This is a genomic window from Ruegeria sp., from assembly GCF_965221235.1.
In the GTDB taxonomy this organism is placed as follows: Bacteria; Pseudomonadota; Alphaproteobacteria; order Rhodobacterales; family Rhodobacteraceae; genus Ruegeria.
In genome coordinates this window covers 23,430-40,109 of record NZ_CBDCRS010000003.1, presented here as the reverse complement: position 1 = coordinate 40,109, position 16,680 = coordinate 23,430, and the positions used below count along the sequence as shown (strand labels likewise).

Here is a 16,680-nt window from a genome sequence, read left to right as displayed (position 1 = left end):
CCTATTTACCTTTCCAGACCGGATCGCGTTTCTCGGCAAAGGCGCGCGCACCTTCCAACTGATCTTCGCTGGAATAAAGAACATCCACGCTGCGTAGCTGCCGTTTTGTTATGCGATTCATGGTGTCCTGAAACTTGGCATCCTCGGCCTCGCGAACGATTTCCTTGATGGCGGCGTAAACCAGCGGCGGGCCAGAGGCCAGCAGTCGAGCCAGTTCCCAGGCGCGGTCCATCAGCTGATCGGGCGGGGTGATCTCGTTCACCAGCCCCCACCCTTTTGCCTCTTCGGCGTCGAACCAGCGGCCCGTCAGCAGCAACTCCATCGCGATATGATATGGGATGCGCTTGGGCAGCTTGACGCTTGCGGCATCCGCAACAGTGCCTGATCGGATTTCGGGCAGGGCGAAGGTGGCGTGTTCCGCGGCAAGGATCATGTCTGCCGACAGCGCCAGTTCCAATCCACCGCCGCAGGCGATGCCGTTCACGGCGGCGATGACCGGCTTGTTCAGATCGCGCAGCTCTTGCAGGCCGCCGAACCCGCCGACGCCGTAATCGCCGTCAACTGCGTCGCCGTCTGCGGCGGCTTTCAGGTCCCAGCCGGGGCAGAAGAATTTTTCGCCCGCGCCGGTCAGGATTGCCACGCGCAGGTCCGGGTCATCACGGAATTCGGCAAAAACATTGCCCATGACTCGGCTGGTGGCCAGATCAATTGCATTAGCCTTGGGTCGGTCCAGCGTCACCTCAAGGATCGCGCCGTCGCGTCTGGTTTTGATCGGGTCCATATCTCAGGCCTTTCTTATCAATGCGTCTACTGCAACCGCCGTGTCGGGAGTGCAGAGAAGCGGGTTAATCTCGACCTCGCCCAGCGTGTCGGCATGTTGCATGACGTAGGCCTGAACGGCCTGAACCGCCGCGACAATCGCATCCATATCAGCCGCGGGCTGACCGCGATAGCCAGTCAGCAGGGGCGCGATCTTCAATGCGCCAAGGGCCATGCGTATATCGTCGGGGGAGCTGGGTATCAGCAGCGATACCGTATCGCGCAGTACCTCTGTCAACACACCCCCTGCACCGAGGGTCAGGACAAAGCCATGCGCCAGGTCGCGGATGACGCCGACCAGTACCTCGGCCACCGCGCCAGAGACCATCTCTTCGATCAGAACCTGTTCGGTGCCAATCTCCGCGGCCGCTGTGGCCAAATCCTCGGCCCGAACGTTCAGGCGAACCGCGCCGTGTTCGGATTTATGCGCCAACCCAACGCCCTTGACGGCGAACGGAGCGGTCATGTCTTGCGCGGCCAGAGCCGCATCTGTCCCGTGAACTGTCCGGCTTTGCGGCACGCGCAGGCCAAAGGCAGCCAGGGCCTGTTTCGCTTCGCCCTCGGTCAGAGTGTGTGTCATGTCCGCGCTGCCGGGTAGGCACACTGGATCACTGGCCGGAGGCGCAACGTCCGCCGCTGCGCGGATCGCAGACAGGGCCTCTCTGAGCCCCATCAGAGGCACAACGCCGCCCGCCATCAATTCCTGCGCGGTGTCTTCGGGTAGCAGCTCGGGCAGGGTCGCGGCAACGGCAAATCGCGCGCCGGTCTCGTCGCGTACTTTCAGTGCCGCGCGGGTGGCGCAGGTCCAGTCGGTTGGGTCTGTGGTGGGGTAGTCGACGATGGACAGGGTCAGGTCGCTGTCACCGCCGGTCATCCCGGACCAAGCCTGCGCCATCGCGTCTTCGTCGCGCCAGATATAAGTGTGGTAGTCCAATGGGTTATTCAATGCCACCATCGAACCCAATGCATCCCGAAGCCTGGTTTTCTGGTCATCGATCAAAGGCGGAAAGGTCAAACCGGTCCCGATGGCCATATCGGCGATCAAACTGGCCTCGCCCCCGGAACAACTGATTGAGGACACGCGTCCGCCCGGCAGCGGGCCGTAGCAATGAAGTAGTTTTAGCGTTTCCAGAAAGTCGGGCAGGGCGGACAGGCGCGGGATGCCCAGTCTGTCCAGCAGCGCCTGCGCCCCGGCGTCGCTGCCCGCCAAAGACGCGGTATGAGAGACAGTCGCCGCCTGCGCCTGTTCGGACGCGCCAACTTTGAGGGCGACAAGCGGCACGCCCTTGCCGTATGCCTTGGCAGCCAGTGCTTCCCACTGCCGGATATCCTTGAAACCTTCGATATGCAGACCCACCGCCGTAACACGCGGATCGTCGATCAGGGCGGATGCTATCTCGGCCTGACTGGTCTGTGCCATGTTCCCGCACGCGACCATATATGCAATCGGCAGGGCGCGTTTCTGCATGGTCAGGTTGATCGAAATGTTCGAACTTTGCGTGAGGATCGCCACGCCCTTGTCGACAGGGGTCGCGCCGTGTTGATCCGGCCACAACAGCGCGCCGTCCAGCGCATTGATAAAGCCATAGCAGTTGGGTCCCAGAATGGGCATCTCGCCTGCGGCGGTTATCAGTTGGCCTTGCAAGCCGCTGCCGCTGCCATCCTCGGCAACAGCTTCGGAGAAGCCCGAGGCGAAACACACCGCACCTCCGGCCCCATTGGCTGCGAGCGTCCGGACCGCCTCAATCGTGGCGTGGCGGTTGATACCGATGAACACGGCATCTGGTGCCTCGGGCAGGTCTTCGAGGTGTGGAAACGCCGCGTATCCTGCGATGTTGGTTGCTTTGGGATGGACCGGCCAGATGTGGCCTGCATATCCCATGCGCTTTGATTGCAGGATGACTTGCTGACACCATGCCCCGCCGCCAATCACGGCAACGGATTTCGGGCGCAGCAGGCGGGTGAGGTCTTTGCCCATTGTCACGCGCCCAACGGACGCAGCAAGTCGCGGCTGATGATGTGACGCTGAATTTCGCTGGTGCCGTCCCAGATGCGCTCGACCCGTGCATCGCGCCAGAAACGTTCGATCGGGAAATCATCCATCAACCCCATGCCGCCGAATATCTGTAGCGTGGTATCGGTGACGCGCGCCAACATCTCGGACGCATAAAGCTTGGCCGACGCAATCTCACGGTTCGACGGCAGGCTCTGATCCAGGCGCCATGCGGCGGACAGGGTCAGCCAGTCGGCGGCGTCGATCTCGGTGATCATGTCGGCGATCTGAAAGCCGACGCCCTGAAACTTGCCAATGGGCTGGCCGAACTGTTTGCGCTCGGCCGCATAATTCAGCGCATAGTCAAAGCAGCGCCGCGCCCGCCCGACCGAGAAGGCGGCAACCGTCAGGCGCGTGGCGTAAAGCCATTCGTTCATCACAGCAAAGCCGCCGTCGACCTCGCCCAGAACCTGTGCGTCGGGCAGGCGGCAATTGTCGAAATAGAGGATGTAGTTCTTGTAGCCCTTGTGGCTGACCGAATTGTACCCTTCGCGTACCTCAAAACCCGGCGTGCCTCGGTCCACGAGGAAAGTGGTGATCCGCTTTTTCGGCCCTTTCGGGGTTTCATCCACGCCGGTCGCGATAAAGACGATGAAGAAATCCGCGTGCTCTGCGCCCGAGATGAAGTGTTTTGAGCCGTTCACGACCCAGTCGCCGCCATCCCGCACAGCCTGACATTTCATGCCGCGCACATCCGATCCGGCATCAGGCTCGGTCATCGCCAGCGCATCCATCTTTTCACCGCGCACTGCGGGCAGCAGATAACGTTCGCGCTGCTCATCATTACAGGCCATCAGGATATTCTGAGGGCGGCCAAAGAAATGTGTCAGGGCCATGGATCCGCGACCCAGCTCGCGCTCGACCAGAGTGAAATCGAGATGGGACAGCCCTGCGCCGCCGACCTCTTCGGGGAAGTTGCAGGCATAAAAGCCAAGGTCGATGCATTTCTGTTTGATCTCTTCGCCAAGCTCGACCGGCACAGTACCGCTGCGTTCAACTTCAGCTTCGTGCGGGTAGATTTCGTTCTCCACAAAGCTGCGGACGGTCGAGACGATCATTTCCTGTTCTTCGGACAGACCAAATTGCATGGCTTGCATTCCCTGAATGGTGGTTGACGCATGAAACGCCATTGGTCAGGCTCAAGTCATGCGAAGTTAGTCAGAAATCATGCAGTGCTGGAATAATTTTGCCGCGCCGATATAACATCCTTCTGTTTGACGGGTTCTCAAACCACTGCTTGGCCAACATGGTCGAGCCTTTGCGCGCGGCCAATACACTGGCGCGACAAACCTTGTATGAGTGGCGCTTCAGTTCTTTGGACGGAAACCCGGTGCAAAGCTCCAGCGGTCTTGTAGTCACGCCGGATGACGCGACGCAGGCACTGCACGGTGATGTCTTGGTGGTCATGCCGTCATACGGATATCTGGAATTGGATACGAGGGTGACCATTCGAACCCTGTTGGCGGCAGCGCAGAGGCATTCGCAACTTGCCGGATTGGACACCGGCAGTTGGCTTTTGGCACGGGCCGGGTTGCTGGACGATCACCGCGCGACGATCCACTGGGATGAACTGTCACGGTTTGAGGAAGCCTTTCCCAATGTCGACGCGGTGCAGGAACGCTTTGTCATCGACCGCAACCGACTGACCTGTTCGGGTGCAATGGCGGCTTTCGATCTGGCCTCGGCCCTTATTCGTCGGGACCACGGTCCGCTTCTGTCGATGGAAGTCGCTCATCTGCTGATGAGCCGGGGCGCGGCGGATCAGTATGCTTTGCCGTTGAAGTCCGAGGACACATTGGTCAATCGCGCGTTGGCCGTCATGCAAAGCAATCTTGAGACCCCGCTGCCGATCAAAGAGGTTGCGCGCAAGATTGGGTGTTCGCAAAAACGGCTGGAGATGCGGGTGCAGGCCGAGCTGCGTACGACGCCGCAAGCCCTGTATCGCCGCCTGCGCCTGAACTTGGCACGGCGGTTGGCGGAAGAGACCGAACAATCCATCGCGGAAATTGCCAGCCGATGCGGATATGAAAACGCCAGCGCGATGACGCGGGCGTTCAAGGCGGAATTCGGGCAATCTCCATCGGCGTTTCGAAAGGCGCAATGACCTGCGCGCTTGTCTGAAACTCAGAAAAGCGATTGAGCTTGCGGACGTTTGATCCTCACAGAGTTACTAACGAGGACTTGTTTCGCCTTTCCGTTCAGTATCGACCATGATGATCTGGACAAGCGTGCTTTGCGGCTTTTAATCTGCGCCGAACGATGGTGATCACGTGACGAACAAACTTGTTTCCGCTGTACGGTTTGGGATGGCCGCAGCACTTTTGGGGATATCCGCGCCCGCCTTTTCACAGCCGGATATTCTGATCTTGGGCGACAGTCAGATTTCCTTTGGGGCCGGCAAGGAATACATGAAGTTCTTCGCCGATTTGCCCGAGAAATGCGAGATCACCCCGCAGCGGCAAAAGGCGTTGGACAAGCTCGGCCAACGCGACACGGCGGCGATTGGTGTGCGGTCGACCTCGTTGCAATCCTGGACGGTTAAGAAGGGCGCGGCCAAGGGTGCGATTTGTGATGTGGACAAGAAGTATGGCGTCAACGCCGGGGCTTATGGGATAGAAGGCAACCCCGACCGGGTCTTTGTTCAGATCGGTAAGGGGCCAGCTTATCAGTTTTGCAAACCCAAGCAGACTGCGTTCGAGGCGATGTTTGAAGATGACTATTACAAGCCGGAATTGCTGGTTCTGACCTTTTTGGGCAACTCGGCGGACCGCTGGGCCGGGTCAACCGATGCGGCGGATCAGGACGCGCAGCGTACCGTAGCGCAATTGCCAAAGGGTATGCCTTGCGTGTTCATCTCAAGCGCTCCGGTCTATCTGGAAAAAACCAATGATCTGCGCATGACCGCCCAGACCGAAATCGCCCGCGCCTTTGAAAGGGCCGGGACGCAATGTCAGGTGGTCGAGGGGTTCAACACCAAAACCCGCGCGGCGATCGAAGGTAAGCCGAAATACTTCCGCCGTAACGACGCGGGCCAGGTCAAGGACCCGCACCACCCAAGCCCGGCCGCGATCCGGCAGTTTCTGGAAATCAATACCGCCGCGTTGTGCGATGCGGTGTTTTCCGCCCTGAAATAGAAAACCGCATGAGGGGATGATGCAGGTTTTGAAAAACACGTTACGTGCGCTGTGCGCGATTATGCTGACCGGGCTATCGGTCAGCGCCGAAGAATTCGACTCGCCCGAGATTCTGATCATCGGTGACAGCCAGATTTCGTTTGGATCCGGCCCGGCCTTTCTTGAGTTCTTCAGCGACATCAAAAGTCACTGCAAGCCCAACGCAAAACAGAAGAAAGACCTAAAACGATTGGGCGAAATGCGGGTTGGCGTGATCGGCGTGCGATCCAGCTCCATCGACTCGTGGACGGCACGCTCGGGTCACGCCAAGGATACGATCTGCGAGGTTGACCCCAAATGGAAGGTAAACGCCGGAACCTATGGGTTCGTCAACAAAACCGGCAACAAATACGTTCAGATCGGCCAAGGGCCTGAATACCAATTCTGCGCGCCGCAGAAATCCCCGTTAGAAGAGATGCTGCGCGAGGGGTACTATGATCCCAAGCTGATCCTGATGTCTTTCCTGGGCAATTCCGCCAAACGCTGGGCGAACGACCCGACTGCGGCGGTACGGGATGTGGAACGTCTGATGACTCAGCTGCCGCCTGATATGCCCTGCATCTTCATGACCACGGCCCCAGCATACAAAAAGAAGATCGTGGACCTGCGTTTGCGCGCGCAAGAGAACCTGATGAATGCGTTCAAAACGACCGGTTTGCGCTGTTCCTTTGTGCCGGGTGCGACCCCGGAAACCGTGGCGGCCAATCAAGGGAACAAAGCCTATTTCCGGCTGAACAAGGATGGCATGGTCAAAGACCCCTACCATCCCAATCAGAAAGCCGCGCGGAATTTCTTTGCCCTTGAGATGAAGCAAATCTGCACGGCCATATTCGACCAGATTGCGCCGACAAAAGAACAAAGCTGAGCTTACGCCGTGACGGTTAGACTGTGGCTCCTTTGATGCGGATTAACGAACCGAGGGTACCCGCGCAAACCCCGATGATCACGGCGATCAGCAGTTCAATCGTGTGAACATTGGCAAAGTTCCAATGGGCGAAGATCACTGTTTCCAGCACTCCGACCACGCCGCCCATTGCCGCGCCCAGCCAGATGCGACGCGTCATCATTCCCAGCGCAAGGCCCAGAATACCTGGTAGGCTGATGATGTTGGCTCCGATTGTCCCCAGAAGTTCCAGCATAGCCTCAGCCCCTTTTATTCTGCGCTTTTGGTCAGGAATGACCGGATTTCGTCGCTGCCATCTGCCACCTGCTGATGCAGTGTCCCCGAAGGCTCACCAGCCAGTTCATCGGTGATCTTCTGATAGGTCTCAAGGTAATCCGGTGGCAGGCTGTGCGCGATGCCCTGATGGCAGTCGATGCAGGTCATGCCTTCGTCAATCGCGCGCTGGTGTTCAGACGCGGCGCGGTTTTCCTGAAGGGTAAAGTCCATATAGTCAAAGTTGTGACAGTTGCGGCATTCGCGGCTGTCCGAGGCCTTCATCTTTTTCCAGACGGCCGAGGCCATGCTCAGACGATGCGCCTCGTATTTCTCAGGGGTGCTGATGGTGCCGGCCAGCTCGTGATAGACGTCCTTCACCGCCATGATCTTGGCCTTGATCTTGTGGTTCCATTCATGCGGCACGTGACAGTCGGAACAGATAGCACGCACGCCGGAATGGTTGTTGTAGTGGATGGTCTCGCGATACTCGCCCAGATTGACCTCCATCGTGTGGCACGAGGTACAGAATTCCTCGGTATTGGTCAGCTCCAGCGTCCAGTGGAACCCGCCCCAGAACAGAATACCGGTCAGAAACCCGGCCAGAACCAGAAAGCCAGAGCTGAACAGGACCGTCGGGGTCCAGATCGCGTTCCAGATGCGGCCAATCCAACCGCGTTTTTCGGGGGAGTCTGCCATCTCGGTGCTCCTTTTCAGACAAGCGTTGGATTAGTTGCTGTGCGAGGGTTCAAACACGTTGTCGACCAACGCCGGAACATCTGCCTGAGGCACGTGACACTGGTTGCAGAAATACCGAGTGCCTGCGATGTGATCCAGCTCGCGGCCTTCGCGGTCCAGATAATGAGTCATCGACAGCGTCGGTGCATTGCGATCACCAGCCTTGGTCCAGTCGTGGCAGGACAGACACTGATTGGTCCGTGTGTCGATCTGGTACTGCTCGATCGAATGGGGGATCAGCGGCGGTTGCTGGCGATAGTTGCGGACGATCCGGCCCTCTACATTCTTGTGGACCTCATGCAGGGGAATGGCTTCATCCACATCGGCCCCGCGCAGGGTGTCCACCTGTGCGGACTGGGCAAGGGCAAAGCCGCTAAGGAGCAAAACGGGGATCAGCGCAACTCCGCCTGTCACGATTGAGTTTTTCATCTTGGCACTCCCTTAAATGGGTCTGGCTACGTGCGCCGTTTCCAGTGGAAAACGCCGCCGTGGAAATAGGAGGGAACCGGTCATGGGCATGAGAATTACCTCTACGCTTCGGTTCCGTTACGCGCGCTCGACCTTGCAGGCGCACTTCTTGTAGTCGGTCTCTTTCGACAGCGGGCAGGTTGCGTCCAGCGTCAGCTTGTTAGTCAGCTGGTGCTCGTCAAACCACGGCATGAAAACCAGGCCGCGCGGAACCTTGTTGCGACCGCGGGTCTCAACCCGGCTGGTGACTTCGCCACGACGGGTGGACAGAACGATCTCTTGCCCGCGGCGCAGACCGCGATCCTCGGCGTCCTGCGGGTGCATGTAGACCACGGCGTGCGGGAAGGAGCGGTGCAATTCCGGCACGCGGCGGGTCATCGAGCCCGAGTGCCAGTGTTCCAGCACACGGCCAGTGGACAGCCACAGATCGTATTCTTCATCCGGTTCCTCAGCGGCAGGTTCATAGGGCGCGAAGATGATCTTGGCCTTGCCATCCTTGTGGCCATAGAACTCGACGCCCGCCCCTTCGGAGACGTAAGGATCATAGCCTTCGCGGAAGCGATAGAGCGTTTCCTTGCCGTCTACGACCGGCCAGCGCATGCCGCGCGCCTCGTGATACATTTCGAACGGGGCAAGGTCGTGGGCGTGGCCGCGTCCAAAGTCGGCATATTCCTCGAACAGACCTTTCTGGACGTAGAAGCCAAAATGTTCGGCATCGTCATTGTCGAACCCTTCGGCGGTCTCGGACAGCGGGAATTTGTCGACCTGACCGTTTGCATAAAGCACGTCGAACATGGTCTTGCCGCGATGTTCCGGCATTTTCTCAAGCAATTCTTCGCCCCAGACCTCTCCGACAGTGAAGCGTTTCGAGAATTCCATCAGCTGCCACAGGTCCGACTTCGCCTCGCCCGGTGCCTTCACCTGTTGCCGCCAGAATTGGGTGCGGCGTTCGGCGTTGCCATAAGCGCCTTCTTTCTCGACCCACATCGCGGTGGGTAGGATCAGGTCGGCGGACACGGCGGTGACTGTGGGATAGGGGTCCGACACGGTGATAAAGTTTTCCGGGTTGCGATAACCGGGATAGCCTTCCTCGTTGATATTTGGCGCGGCCTGCATGTTGTTGTTGCATTGCACCCAATAGGCATTCAGTTCACCGTCCTTAAGCTTACGGTGTTGCAGAACGGCATGGAAACCGGGCTTGGGCGGAATGGTGCCCGGCGGGATTTTCCAGGCGGTTTCACAGATTTCGCGATGCTCGTCGTTGGCCACTACCATGTCGGCAGGCAGACGGTGGGCAAAGGTCCCGACCTCGCGCGCCGTGCCACAGGCCGACGGCTGACCGGTCAGCGAAAACGGAGAGTTGCCCGGTTCGGAAATCTTACCGACCAGCAGGTGCACGTTGTACATCAGCGAGTTCACCCAGGACCCACGGGTGTGCTGGTTGAAGCCCATTGTCCAAAGGCTCATCACCTTGCGGTTCGGGTCGGCGTATTGCTGGGCGAGCTTCTCAAGTTTCTCAGCAGGAACACCTGAGAGTTCAGCTGTGTATTCCAACGTGTAGGGTGTGACCGCTTCGGCGTACTCTTCAAAGCTGATCGGCTCCAACTTGCCCGAATTCGGGTTCGCAGCCTCTTGCTGCAACGCGTTGTTGTCGCGCAGGCCATAACCGATATCGGTTGCGGTTTTGGTGATGTTGACATGGTTCTTGACGAACTCTTCGTTTACCGCGCCGTTCTGGATGATGTAGTTGGCGATGTAATTCAGGATCGCCAGATCGGTTTGCGGCGCGAACACGATGTCATTGTCGGCCAGCTCGAATGAGCGGTGTTCGAAAGTCGACAACACATGCACCTCGCATCCCGGCTTGGTCAGGCGGGTGTCGGTCAGGCGCGACCAAAGGATCGGGTGCATCTCGGCCATGTTCGAGCCCCAGAGGACGAAGGTGTCCGCCGCCTCGAGGTCGTCATAGCAACCCATCGGCTCATCAATGCCAAAGGTACGCATAAAGCCCACAACGGCCGAGGCCATGCAATGCCGCGCGTTAGGGTCGATGTTGTTCGACCGGAATCCGGCCTTCATCAACTTGGATGCAGCATAGCCTTCCCAAACCGTCCACTGACCCGAGCCGAACATGCCGACGCTGGTCGGGCCTTTCTTGGCCAGAGCCTCTTTCCACTTCTCTGCCATGACGTCGAAGGCTTCGTCCCAGCTGACCGGCTCGAACTCACCATTTTTGTCATAGACGCCATCGGTCTTGCGCAACAGCGGGGTTGTCAGTCGATCCTTGCCGTACATGATCTTGGACAGGAAATAGCCCTTGATGCAGTTCAGGCCGCGGTTCACTGGCGCGTCCGGGTCACCCTGTGTGGCGACGACGCGACCGTTCTTGGTACCGACCAGCACTGAACAGCCGGTCCCGCAGAACCGGCACGCGGCCTTATCCCAGCGGATATTAGGGATACCGATCTGAGCATTTGCCTGACCGGTGGCCAGCGGAATACCTGCGGCGGACGCTGTGGCAGCGGCCGCTGAGGCCTTGAGGAAAGTCCGGCGAGATTCTGAAGTCGTCATAGCGTGAGCCTCCGGCTGGTGGTTTGGCTTTGGGCATCGGGATGCGGAGTATCCTCCGCAGGATCCTCGAAATGGTGATAAGTCAGCGTCAGCGAGATCACTCCGGGGATCTGGTGCAGGTCCATGATGATCTCGGACGCAAGGCGGGATTGGGTGTCTTCGACAACAATGACAAAGCGGCCATCTTCGGCCTGCGCGTGAATTTCGACGCCGGGTGTATTGCGCATCGTCCGCGCCGCGGCCTCGGCCTGATCCGGGGCAATATGAACAAGGCAACCGCAGATATTCATTGTCTCGCTTCCGTATGAGATGTGGACTGACGATCAAGCGCGATCGCATCGACCGGGCAGGGAGCGACGCAGGCACCACACCCGTTGCAGGCGTTGGCATCCAATAAAGGCTCGGCCCGGCCGCCCAGTTGCAACCTGAAGCGGATGGCGCCTTGTTCGCAATTGTCCTGACAGACCCGGCAGCTAACGCCATTCATTGACAGGCATGAGGCGCTTTTGATCGCCGCGCGCCATGGCCAATCCGTCAGGCGTTCGATTTGCAGGGCATCTGTCGGGCAGGCCGCGGCACAATCGCCGCAAAATGAGCAGGGGTTTTCGCTGGGCTGAAACACCGGGAAACCGTCGTGACCGGTGACAATCACCGTTTCCTGGCAAGCGTCTATGCAGTCGCCACATTTGGTACAGTGTTCCAGAAAATCCGACGCACTCGACCCCGGAGGGCGGACAATGCTTCTGTCCTCCCGAAATGCTTTGGCGCTTAGAAACGCCCGTCGGCTTGTCATCTGGCTCATATGGCTGGACTGTGCGCGCTTGATTCCCTTACTAGGTTATCCCAATAGCAATTTTGAATGTGATGAATTTTGATTTAGATCATTATTTGAGCACTTTGTTTGCTTTTTTGGCAATTCGCCCGGCAGTTGAAGCCGCCGCAGGCCTTGCCCGCGCCGAACGATTGATGTTGTAACCATCGCAAGCGGAAAAAGGGAAAAGTCATGGCCGACCATGTTCTGGCGCTGAATGCCGGATCGTCTTCGTTGAAATTCGGGCTGTATGAGCTGGTCGAAAACAACCGTCCCAGCATGCGCTGGCATGGCCAGATCGAACGCTTGGGGGATGCACCACGCCTTGTTGCGGAATCTGCCGGGGGTCGGGCGATCAACCAGCCGCTGACTGATACACGTAGTCATGACGAGGCGATTCAAGCCTTTCTGGATATGGCCCGCAAAAACTTGCCGGATATTCGCATCCGAGCCATCGGCCACCGGGTCGTTCATGGGGGCACCGTCTATTCGGAACCCGTGCAGATCGACGATAAGGTTGTGGATACTCTGACCGGGTTCATTCCTTTTGCTCCGCTGCATCAACCGTTCAGCCTTGCCGGAATTCGCGCCGCCAGCGCGGCTTTTCCAGACACTGTACAGGTGGCCTGTTTCGATACCGCATTCCACCGTGCCCATCCGTGGGTCAACGATACTTTCGCGCTGCCGCAGAGCTACTACGACAAGGGCGTGCGCCGGTATGGCTTTCATGGCCTCAGCTACGACTACATCACGCAAAAGCTGAAAGAGATCGCGCCAAGCCTTTATGACGGCCGCGTGGTCATCGCGCATCTCGGAAATGGCGCGTCTATGTGTGCCGTTTCAGGCGGGCGGGCCGTGGCCTCGACCATGGGGTTTTCCGCGCTGGACGGCCTGCCAATGGGCACCCGCAGCGGCCAACTGGATCCGGGTGTCGTGCTGTACATGATGCAGCAGGAAGGGATGAGCGCGGAAGAAATTGCCGACATGCTTTATTGCAAATCCGGCCTGCTTGGACTGTCAGGGATCTCGTCGGATATGCGTACCCTGTTGGCCGCCGAAACGCCCGAAGCCCGCAGGGCGATTGACTATTATGTGTTCCGCATTCGGCGTGAGCTCGGAGCGCTCTCGGCCTCGCTGGAAGGGTTGGATGCCGTGGTCTTTACCGGCGGGATCGGTGAGAACGCGGCGCTGATCCGTCAACGGGTTTGCGAAGGGATGCGCTGGATCGGGATTGAGATGGACCCAAACAGAAACGCGGATAATGGCACGGTTCTGTCGACTGATTTTAGCCGCGTCCGTATTCTGGCAATCCCCACACACGAAGAGATGGTGATCGCTCGCGCGGCGGCGAGATTGGTGCAATAGCCGTTATTCTTCGGGCTTAACTTTGCGTCGTTTGGCGTATTTCAGCACCAATCCCAGAATGGCGCTGATGATGTCCGGGCTCAGCGCGGCCAGTGGGTCGCGCCGAATGCCGGTTACGGTGTTACGCGCGTCGGATAGGGTATCTTTGATCTCGGTTTCAATATCCTGAAGCGCCATATCCCGCAGCTCGACCGCTGCCGTCGTGTCGGCCTGCGCGTTCTGGGTATTGGCCAGCAGAGCCAGTATCACCGCCAGCAACAGGTTGGCCCCGGCCATGATCAGCGCCGCCAGCGGTTTGGACAAGGACGCAGACAGCCAGAAAAACCCGGCCACGTTCAGCATGATAACTGCCAGCCCGACGGCCAAGCCCGCTGCGGCGTAAAAGCCTGTGCGCCGCGCGGCAACGGCGACATGGCGTTGTGCAATCAGTCGCTCGGCGCGCAGAATGATCGAGATATTGCGGGAAATGCGGCTCATCGTCAGGCTCCTACCGCGACCGGCCCAGCAGATAGCCAAGCGTGAAAATGCCAAGCGCAAACAGGATTGGCCGTTTATGGGGAAGGTCCTCCAGCTCGGTCAGTGCTTCGTCTATCTGACCGGACCACGCGTCGAAATTCTCGGCGATCCTGTCGGCAACTGTGTCGTGGGGCTCTGAGCTTTGCGGTTGTTCACTGGCCGCGGATTGCTCGGCCAGTTGGCGGCGCAGATGGGCGACCTGTGCTTCAAGCTCGGCTTTCGTGACCATGGGGCCGGTCCTCTTACAAGTGGCGAATTGGGGTTGAGACATTTCTCTCAACCCCGGCTTCGAGGACCATGTTAATGCGCTTTTCCGGTTTTGGAAAAGGAACTTATCGCGTCAGGCGTAGTAATCCGCAACCAGAAGGAAGTCAGGCGCTGCATCTTCCTCGATCGTGGCGAAACGCGGGATCGGGTCTTCGAACACGTTGTCGGTGCGGTCGTCATTCACCGTTGAAACTTCGCCGATCAGGCAATCGCCCTTTTCCGCCCAGAATGCGTGCCAGATGCCGGGCATCAGGGTGACGCTTTCCCCCGGCTTCAGGCGCAGCAGTTCACCGGGCGTGATCGTGACAGGGCAGCCGTCGCTTGGCACGACAACAGGGGTATCGCGGTCGATGCCGCCTTCGGTGTCCGAGGCGAAAATCTCCATCACCAAATCACCGCCGCCGCGGTTGATGATATCCTCGGCCTTGACGATATGGCGGTGCATTGGAGACAGCTGTTTTTCGCGCGAGACCAGCAGCTTTTCGGCATAAAGCATCCCGCGACCATTGTTTAGATCACGTACATCACCGTTGCGCAGAGTGAACAGGAACAAACCCAGTTCGTCGAACCGCCCCTGCCCATAGTCGGTGATATCCCAACCCAACCCGCGTTCGCGAATACCGGCGGCCTGCTCGCTGCGCATCTGGTCCGGGGTCCAGTTGGCAAAGGGCGGCAGGACGGCACCGAAGGATCGGATAAAGGCCTCGGCCTCGGTTTTGATTGCGTTGATGTCGGAACGTTTCATGGTTTTCTCTATGGGTCAAAGCTCGTGCGCCCAGGGCGGGTTGGCCCCGGCACGTGATACGGTGATGGCGGCAACTTCGGCCCCTTTGGCAAGGGCTGCATGCAGGGCGCTGGCGCTTAGGGTGCGCAAGGCGGGTTTGGTCAGATGGCCGCTGCGATCCAGCTCTGCCAGCACTCCGGCGTTGAACGTGTCGCCCGCGCCAACGGTGTCGACCACCTCGACCCTTTGAACCGGGACCGAGACTTCTGACCCGTCCGCCAGATAGCCCGAGGCCCCATCACCACCTCTGGTTACGATGACCACGGCTGGTCCGGCTTGCAGTAGCAGGGGAACTTTGTCAGCGATGGGTTCCGGTCCGGGGATGATCCAGTCCAGATCCTCGTCCGAGACCTTGACGATATCGGCCTGTGCGATCATCCGGTTCAGGCGGGTGCGATAGCGGGCTTGGTCCTTGATGAAATCCGGGCGGATGTTCGGGTCGATCATCACGGCACGCTCTGCCCCATGTGCGTCCAACAGCGCGGCATAGGCATCGGCGCAGGGTTCGCAGGCCAGGCTGATGCCGCCAAAATACAGCGCCGACACCGCGAGCAGTTGCCCCGGCATATCCTCGGGCGTCAGCATCCGACCGGCTGAGTTTTCGTCCATGAAACTGTAGGTGGCGTGCCCGTCTGTAAGCTGCACGAAGGCCAGCGTTGTGGGGCGGTCTGAATGGATTACGTGGCTGGCATCCACGTGGCTGGCCTGCAACGCGTCGGACAATTGTTGGCCGAACATGTCCGAGGATAGACCCGTCAGCAGCCCGACCGGAGTCCCGAGCCGCCCGAGCGCAATCGCGGTGTTAAAGATGGCCCCGCCGGAATGCGGGACAAAGCCGTCGCCCCCTGAAACGGTCGGGGTGGCGATCATGTCGATCAGGGCTTCACCGCAGCACAGGATCATGCCGGGGTCCTTTCTGTAGCAAGGGATCAGGCGGCCAGTTTACCGCGCGAGCGCACTTTTACAGAAATTGTTAGCGCCAACAATGCCAAATTCATCCTGTTCGGACACATACAGGTTCATAGACCGCCGCAATTCGCTGAATCGCCCGCCCGCGTTAAACGCATCGCGGAAGGCATCCTTGAACAGCCAGCGGTTCTTCTCGGCCACGCCGCCCACAAGGAACACGCCGCCCATAGGCATGAGGACAACGGCCAGATCGCCCATCACCGCACCCAGATGAGTGGTGAACATATGCGCAGCCTTTTCGGCGATTGGATCGGACTGCGCGCGGGCGTCTTCTAGGATATCCTTTGCGCTGCGTACGGGCGTGTCTGCTTGACCCGCAGCCAATCCGGCGGCGCGGTAAAGGATCGGAAGGCCGGTGCCGCTGAGGAACATCTCGGCCTCAAGCACCAGCGTGTCGTCAAAGAAGCAATCCGGGGCCACATGGCGCGCGGCGCGGAAAATTTCAACTTCGTCCACATGGCGCGGAGACAGACCGATATGGCCACCTTCGCCGGATGCTGTGTGATAGCGGCCTTCCGAATAGAGCAGAGAACCGACGCCAAGACCCGTCCCCGGGCCAACCACAAGCCGCGTGCCAGTGGGCGGGGTGGCGGCACCTTGCAGGACCTCTACGTCATCTCCTGTGATCTCAGCCACCGACCACGCGGCGGCGGTGAAGTCATTGATCACAAAGGTGTGCTGCGCACCTGTGGCTTTGCCGATATCAGCCTCGGACAGATCAAGCTGCGCGTTTGTCAGCCGGATCGTCCCGTCCTTAACCGGCCCGGCTCCGGCGGCCACCACGGCGCGTGGGTCGGTGCCGATCTCATCGCGCAGGGTGTGAAAGGCATCCAGCAATTCGGGCAGTGAACCGGTGGGATATTTGCGCAGATCGGTCAGCTTTCCGTCCGAGATCACGCCCAGTCTTGTATTGGTCCCGCCGATATCGGCCACCAGATTCCAGTGTTCGTGCATCGCGCCAGCGGGTTGCGCCAGTGGTAGCGAGACCTG

The 16,680-nt window shown here is 59.2% G+C and carries 18 protein-coding genes; 4 read left to right on the top strand and 14 right to left on the bottom strand.

The window, feature by feature from the left end; all coding sequences use genetic code 11:
• Position 1 precedes the first annotated feature (1 nt).
• Genes ACOQOY_RS00660 through ACOQOY_RS00650 form a run of 3 tightly spaced genes read right to left on the bottom strand, consistent with a single transcriptional unit; the run spans position 2 to position 3,960 of the window.
• Positions 2–781, bottom strand: coding sequence for a carnitinyl-CoA dehydratase (locus ACOQOY_RS00660; protein WP_420583563.1), 780 nt, complete (start codon positions 779–781; stop codon positions 2–4).
• Positions 782–784: 3 nt separating this feature from the next.
• On the bottom strand, positions 785–2,797 hold the full coding sequence (locus ACOQOY_RS00655; RefSeq protein WP_420583562.1) for an acetate--CoA ligase family protein: 2,013 nt from the start codon (positions 2,795–2,797) through the stop codon (positions 785–787).
• A gap of 2 nt (positions 2,798–2,799) precedes the next feature.
• On the bottom strand, positions 2,800–3,960 hold the full coding sequence (locus ACOQOY_RS00650; protein WP_420584015.1) for an acyl-CoA dehydrogenase family protein: 1,161 nt from the start codon (positions 3,958–3,960) through the stop codon (positions 2,800–2,802).
• 98 nt (positions 3,961–4,058) lie between these two features.
• Here ACOQOY_RS00650 and ACOQOY_RS00645 point away from each other — a divergent pair, with 98 nt between their 5' ends.
• The 3 genes from ACOQOY_RS00645 (at position 4,059) to ACOQOY_RS00635 (ending at position 6,910) form a co-directional block, all read left to right on the top strand.
• Positions 4,059–4,976, top strand: a complete 918-nt coding sequence (locus ACOQOY_RS00645) for a GlxA family transcriptional regulator (RefSeq protein ID WP_420583561.1) — start codon at positions 4,059–4,061, stop codon at positions 4,974–4,976.
• A 166-nt stretch (positions 4,977–5,142) separates the two neighbouring features.
• Complete coding sequence (locus tag ACOQOY_RS00640; protein WP_420583560.1) at positions 5,143–6,006, top strand: SGNH/GDSL hydrolase family protein; 864 nt, start codon at positions 5,143–5,145, stop codon at positions 6,004–6,006.
• 19 nt (positions 6,007–6,025) lie between these two features.
• Positions 6,026–6,910, top strand: a complete 885-nt coding sequence (locus ACOQOY_RS00635; RefSeq protein WP_420583559.1) for an SGNH/GDSL hydrolase family protein — start codon at positions 6,026–6,028, stop codon at positions 6,908–6,910.
• Positions 6,911–6,926: 16 nt separating this feature from the next.
• Here ACOQOY_RS00635 and ACOQOY_RS00630 read toward each other — a convergent pair whose 3' ends face one another.
• The 6 genes from ACOQOY_RS00630 to napF form a co-directional block, all read right to left on the bottom strand.
• On the bottom strand, positions 6,927–7,184 hold the full coding sequence (locus ACOQOY_RS00630; protein WP_420583558.1) for a hypothetical protein: 258 nt from the start codon (positions 7,182–7,184) through the stop codon (positions 6,927–6,929).
• A 14-nt stretch (positions 7,185–7,198) separates the two neighbouring features.
• On the bottom strand, positions 7,199–7,900 hold the full coding sequence (locus ACOQOY_RS00625; protein ID WP_420583557.1) for a NapC/NirT family cytochrome c: 702 nt from the start codon (positions 7,898–7,900) through the stop codon (positions 7,199–7,201).
• Positions 7,901–7,930: 30 nt separating this feature from the next.
• Positions 7,931–8,368 (bottom strand): nitrate reductase cytochrome c-type subunit, encoded by a 438-nt coding sequence (locus ACOQOY_RS00620; protein WP_420583556.1) that lies wholly within the window; start codon positions 8,366–8,368, stop codon positions 7,931–7,933.
• 117 nt (positions 8,369–8,485) lie between these two features.
• Complete coding sequence (gene napA, locus ACOQOY_RS00615) at positions 8,486–10,978, bottom strand: nitrate reductase catalytic subunit NapA (protein ID WP_420583555.1); 2,493 nt, start codon at positions 10,976–10,978, stop codon at positions 8,486–8,488.
• Positions 10,975–11,268 carry a chaperone NapD gene (locus ACOQOY_RS00610; RefSeq protein ID WP_420583554.1) on the bottom strand — a complete coding sequence of 98 codons (294 nt, stop codon included), beginning with the start codon at positions 11,266–11,268 and terminating at the stop codon, positions 10,975–10,977. The genes napA and ACOQOY_RS00610 overlap by 4 nt, the downstream gene beginning before the upstream one ends.
• The gene (gene napF / locus ACOQOY_RS00605; protein WP_420583553.1) at positions 11,265–11,780 is read right to left on the bottom strand and encodes a ferredoxin-type protein NapF; all 516 of its coding nucleotides are present in this window, start codon (positions 11,778–11,780) and stop codon (positions 11,265–11,267) included. The genes ACOQOY_RS00610 and napF overlap by 4 nt, the downstream gene beginning before the upstream one ends.
• A gap of 201 nt (positions 11,781–11,981) precedes the next feature.
• On the opposite strand from napF, the gene ACOQOY_RS00600 reads away from it, so the two are divergent.
• Positions 11,982–13,154: an acetate/propionate family kinase gene (locus tag ACOQOY_RS00600; protein ID WP_420583552.1), complete on the top strand. Its 1,173-nt coding sequence runs from the start codon at positions 11,982–11,984 to the stop codon at positions 13,152–13,154.
• Between the two features lie 3 nt (positions 13,155–13,157).
• On the opposite strand, the gene ACOQOY_RS00595 is transcribed toward ACOQOY_RS00600, so the two are convergent.
• The 5 genes from ACOQOY_RS00595 to ACOQOY_RS00575 form a co-directional block, all read right to left on the bottom strand.
• Positions 13,158–13,631 (bottom strand): hypothetical protein, encoded by a 474-nt coding sequence (locus ACOQOY_RS00595; protein WP_420583551.1) that lies wholly within the window; start codon positions 13,629–13,631, stop codon positions 13,158–13,160.
• A 10-nt stretch (positions 13,632–13,641) separates the two neighbouring features.
• Positions 13,642–13,899, bottom strand: a complete 258-nt coding sequence (locus ACOQOY_RS00590; RefSeq protein ID WP_420583550.1) for a hypothetical protein — start codon at positions 13,897–13,899, stop codon at positions 13,642–13,644.
• A 111-nt stretch (positions 13,900–14,010) separates the two neighbouring features.
• Entirely contained in the window at positions 14,011–14,682 is a 672-nt protein-coding gene (locus ACOQOY_RS00585; protein ID WP_420583549.1) for a D-lyxose/D-mannose family sugar isomerase, read from the bottom strand.
• A gap of 15 nt (positions 14,683–14,697) precedes the next feature.
• Positions 14,698–15,624: a carbohydrate kinase family protein gene (locus ACOQOY_RS00580; protein ID WP_420583548.1), complete on the bottom strand. Its 927-nt coding sequence runs from the start codon at positions 15,622–15,624 to the stop codon at positions 14,698–14,700.
• 39 nt (positions 15,625–15,663) lie between these two features.
• Complete coding sequence (locus tag ACOQOY_RS00575; protein WP_420584014.1) at positions 15,664–16,644, bottom strand: ROK family protein; 981 nt, start codon at positions 16,642–16,644, stop codon at positions 15,664–15,666.
• Positions 16,645–16,680: the final 36 nt, after the last annotated feature.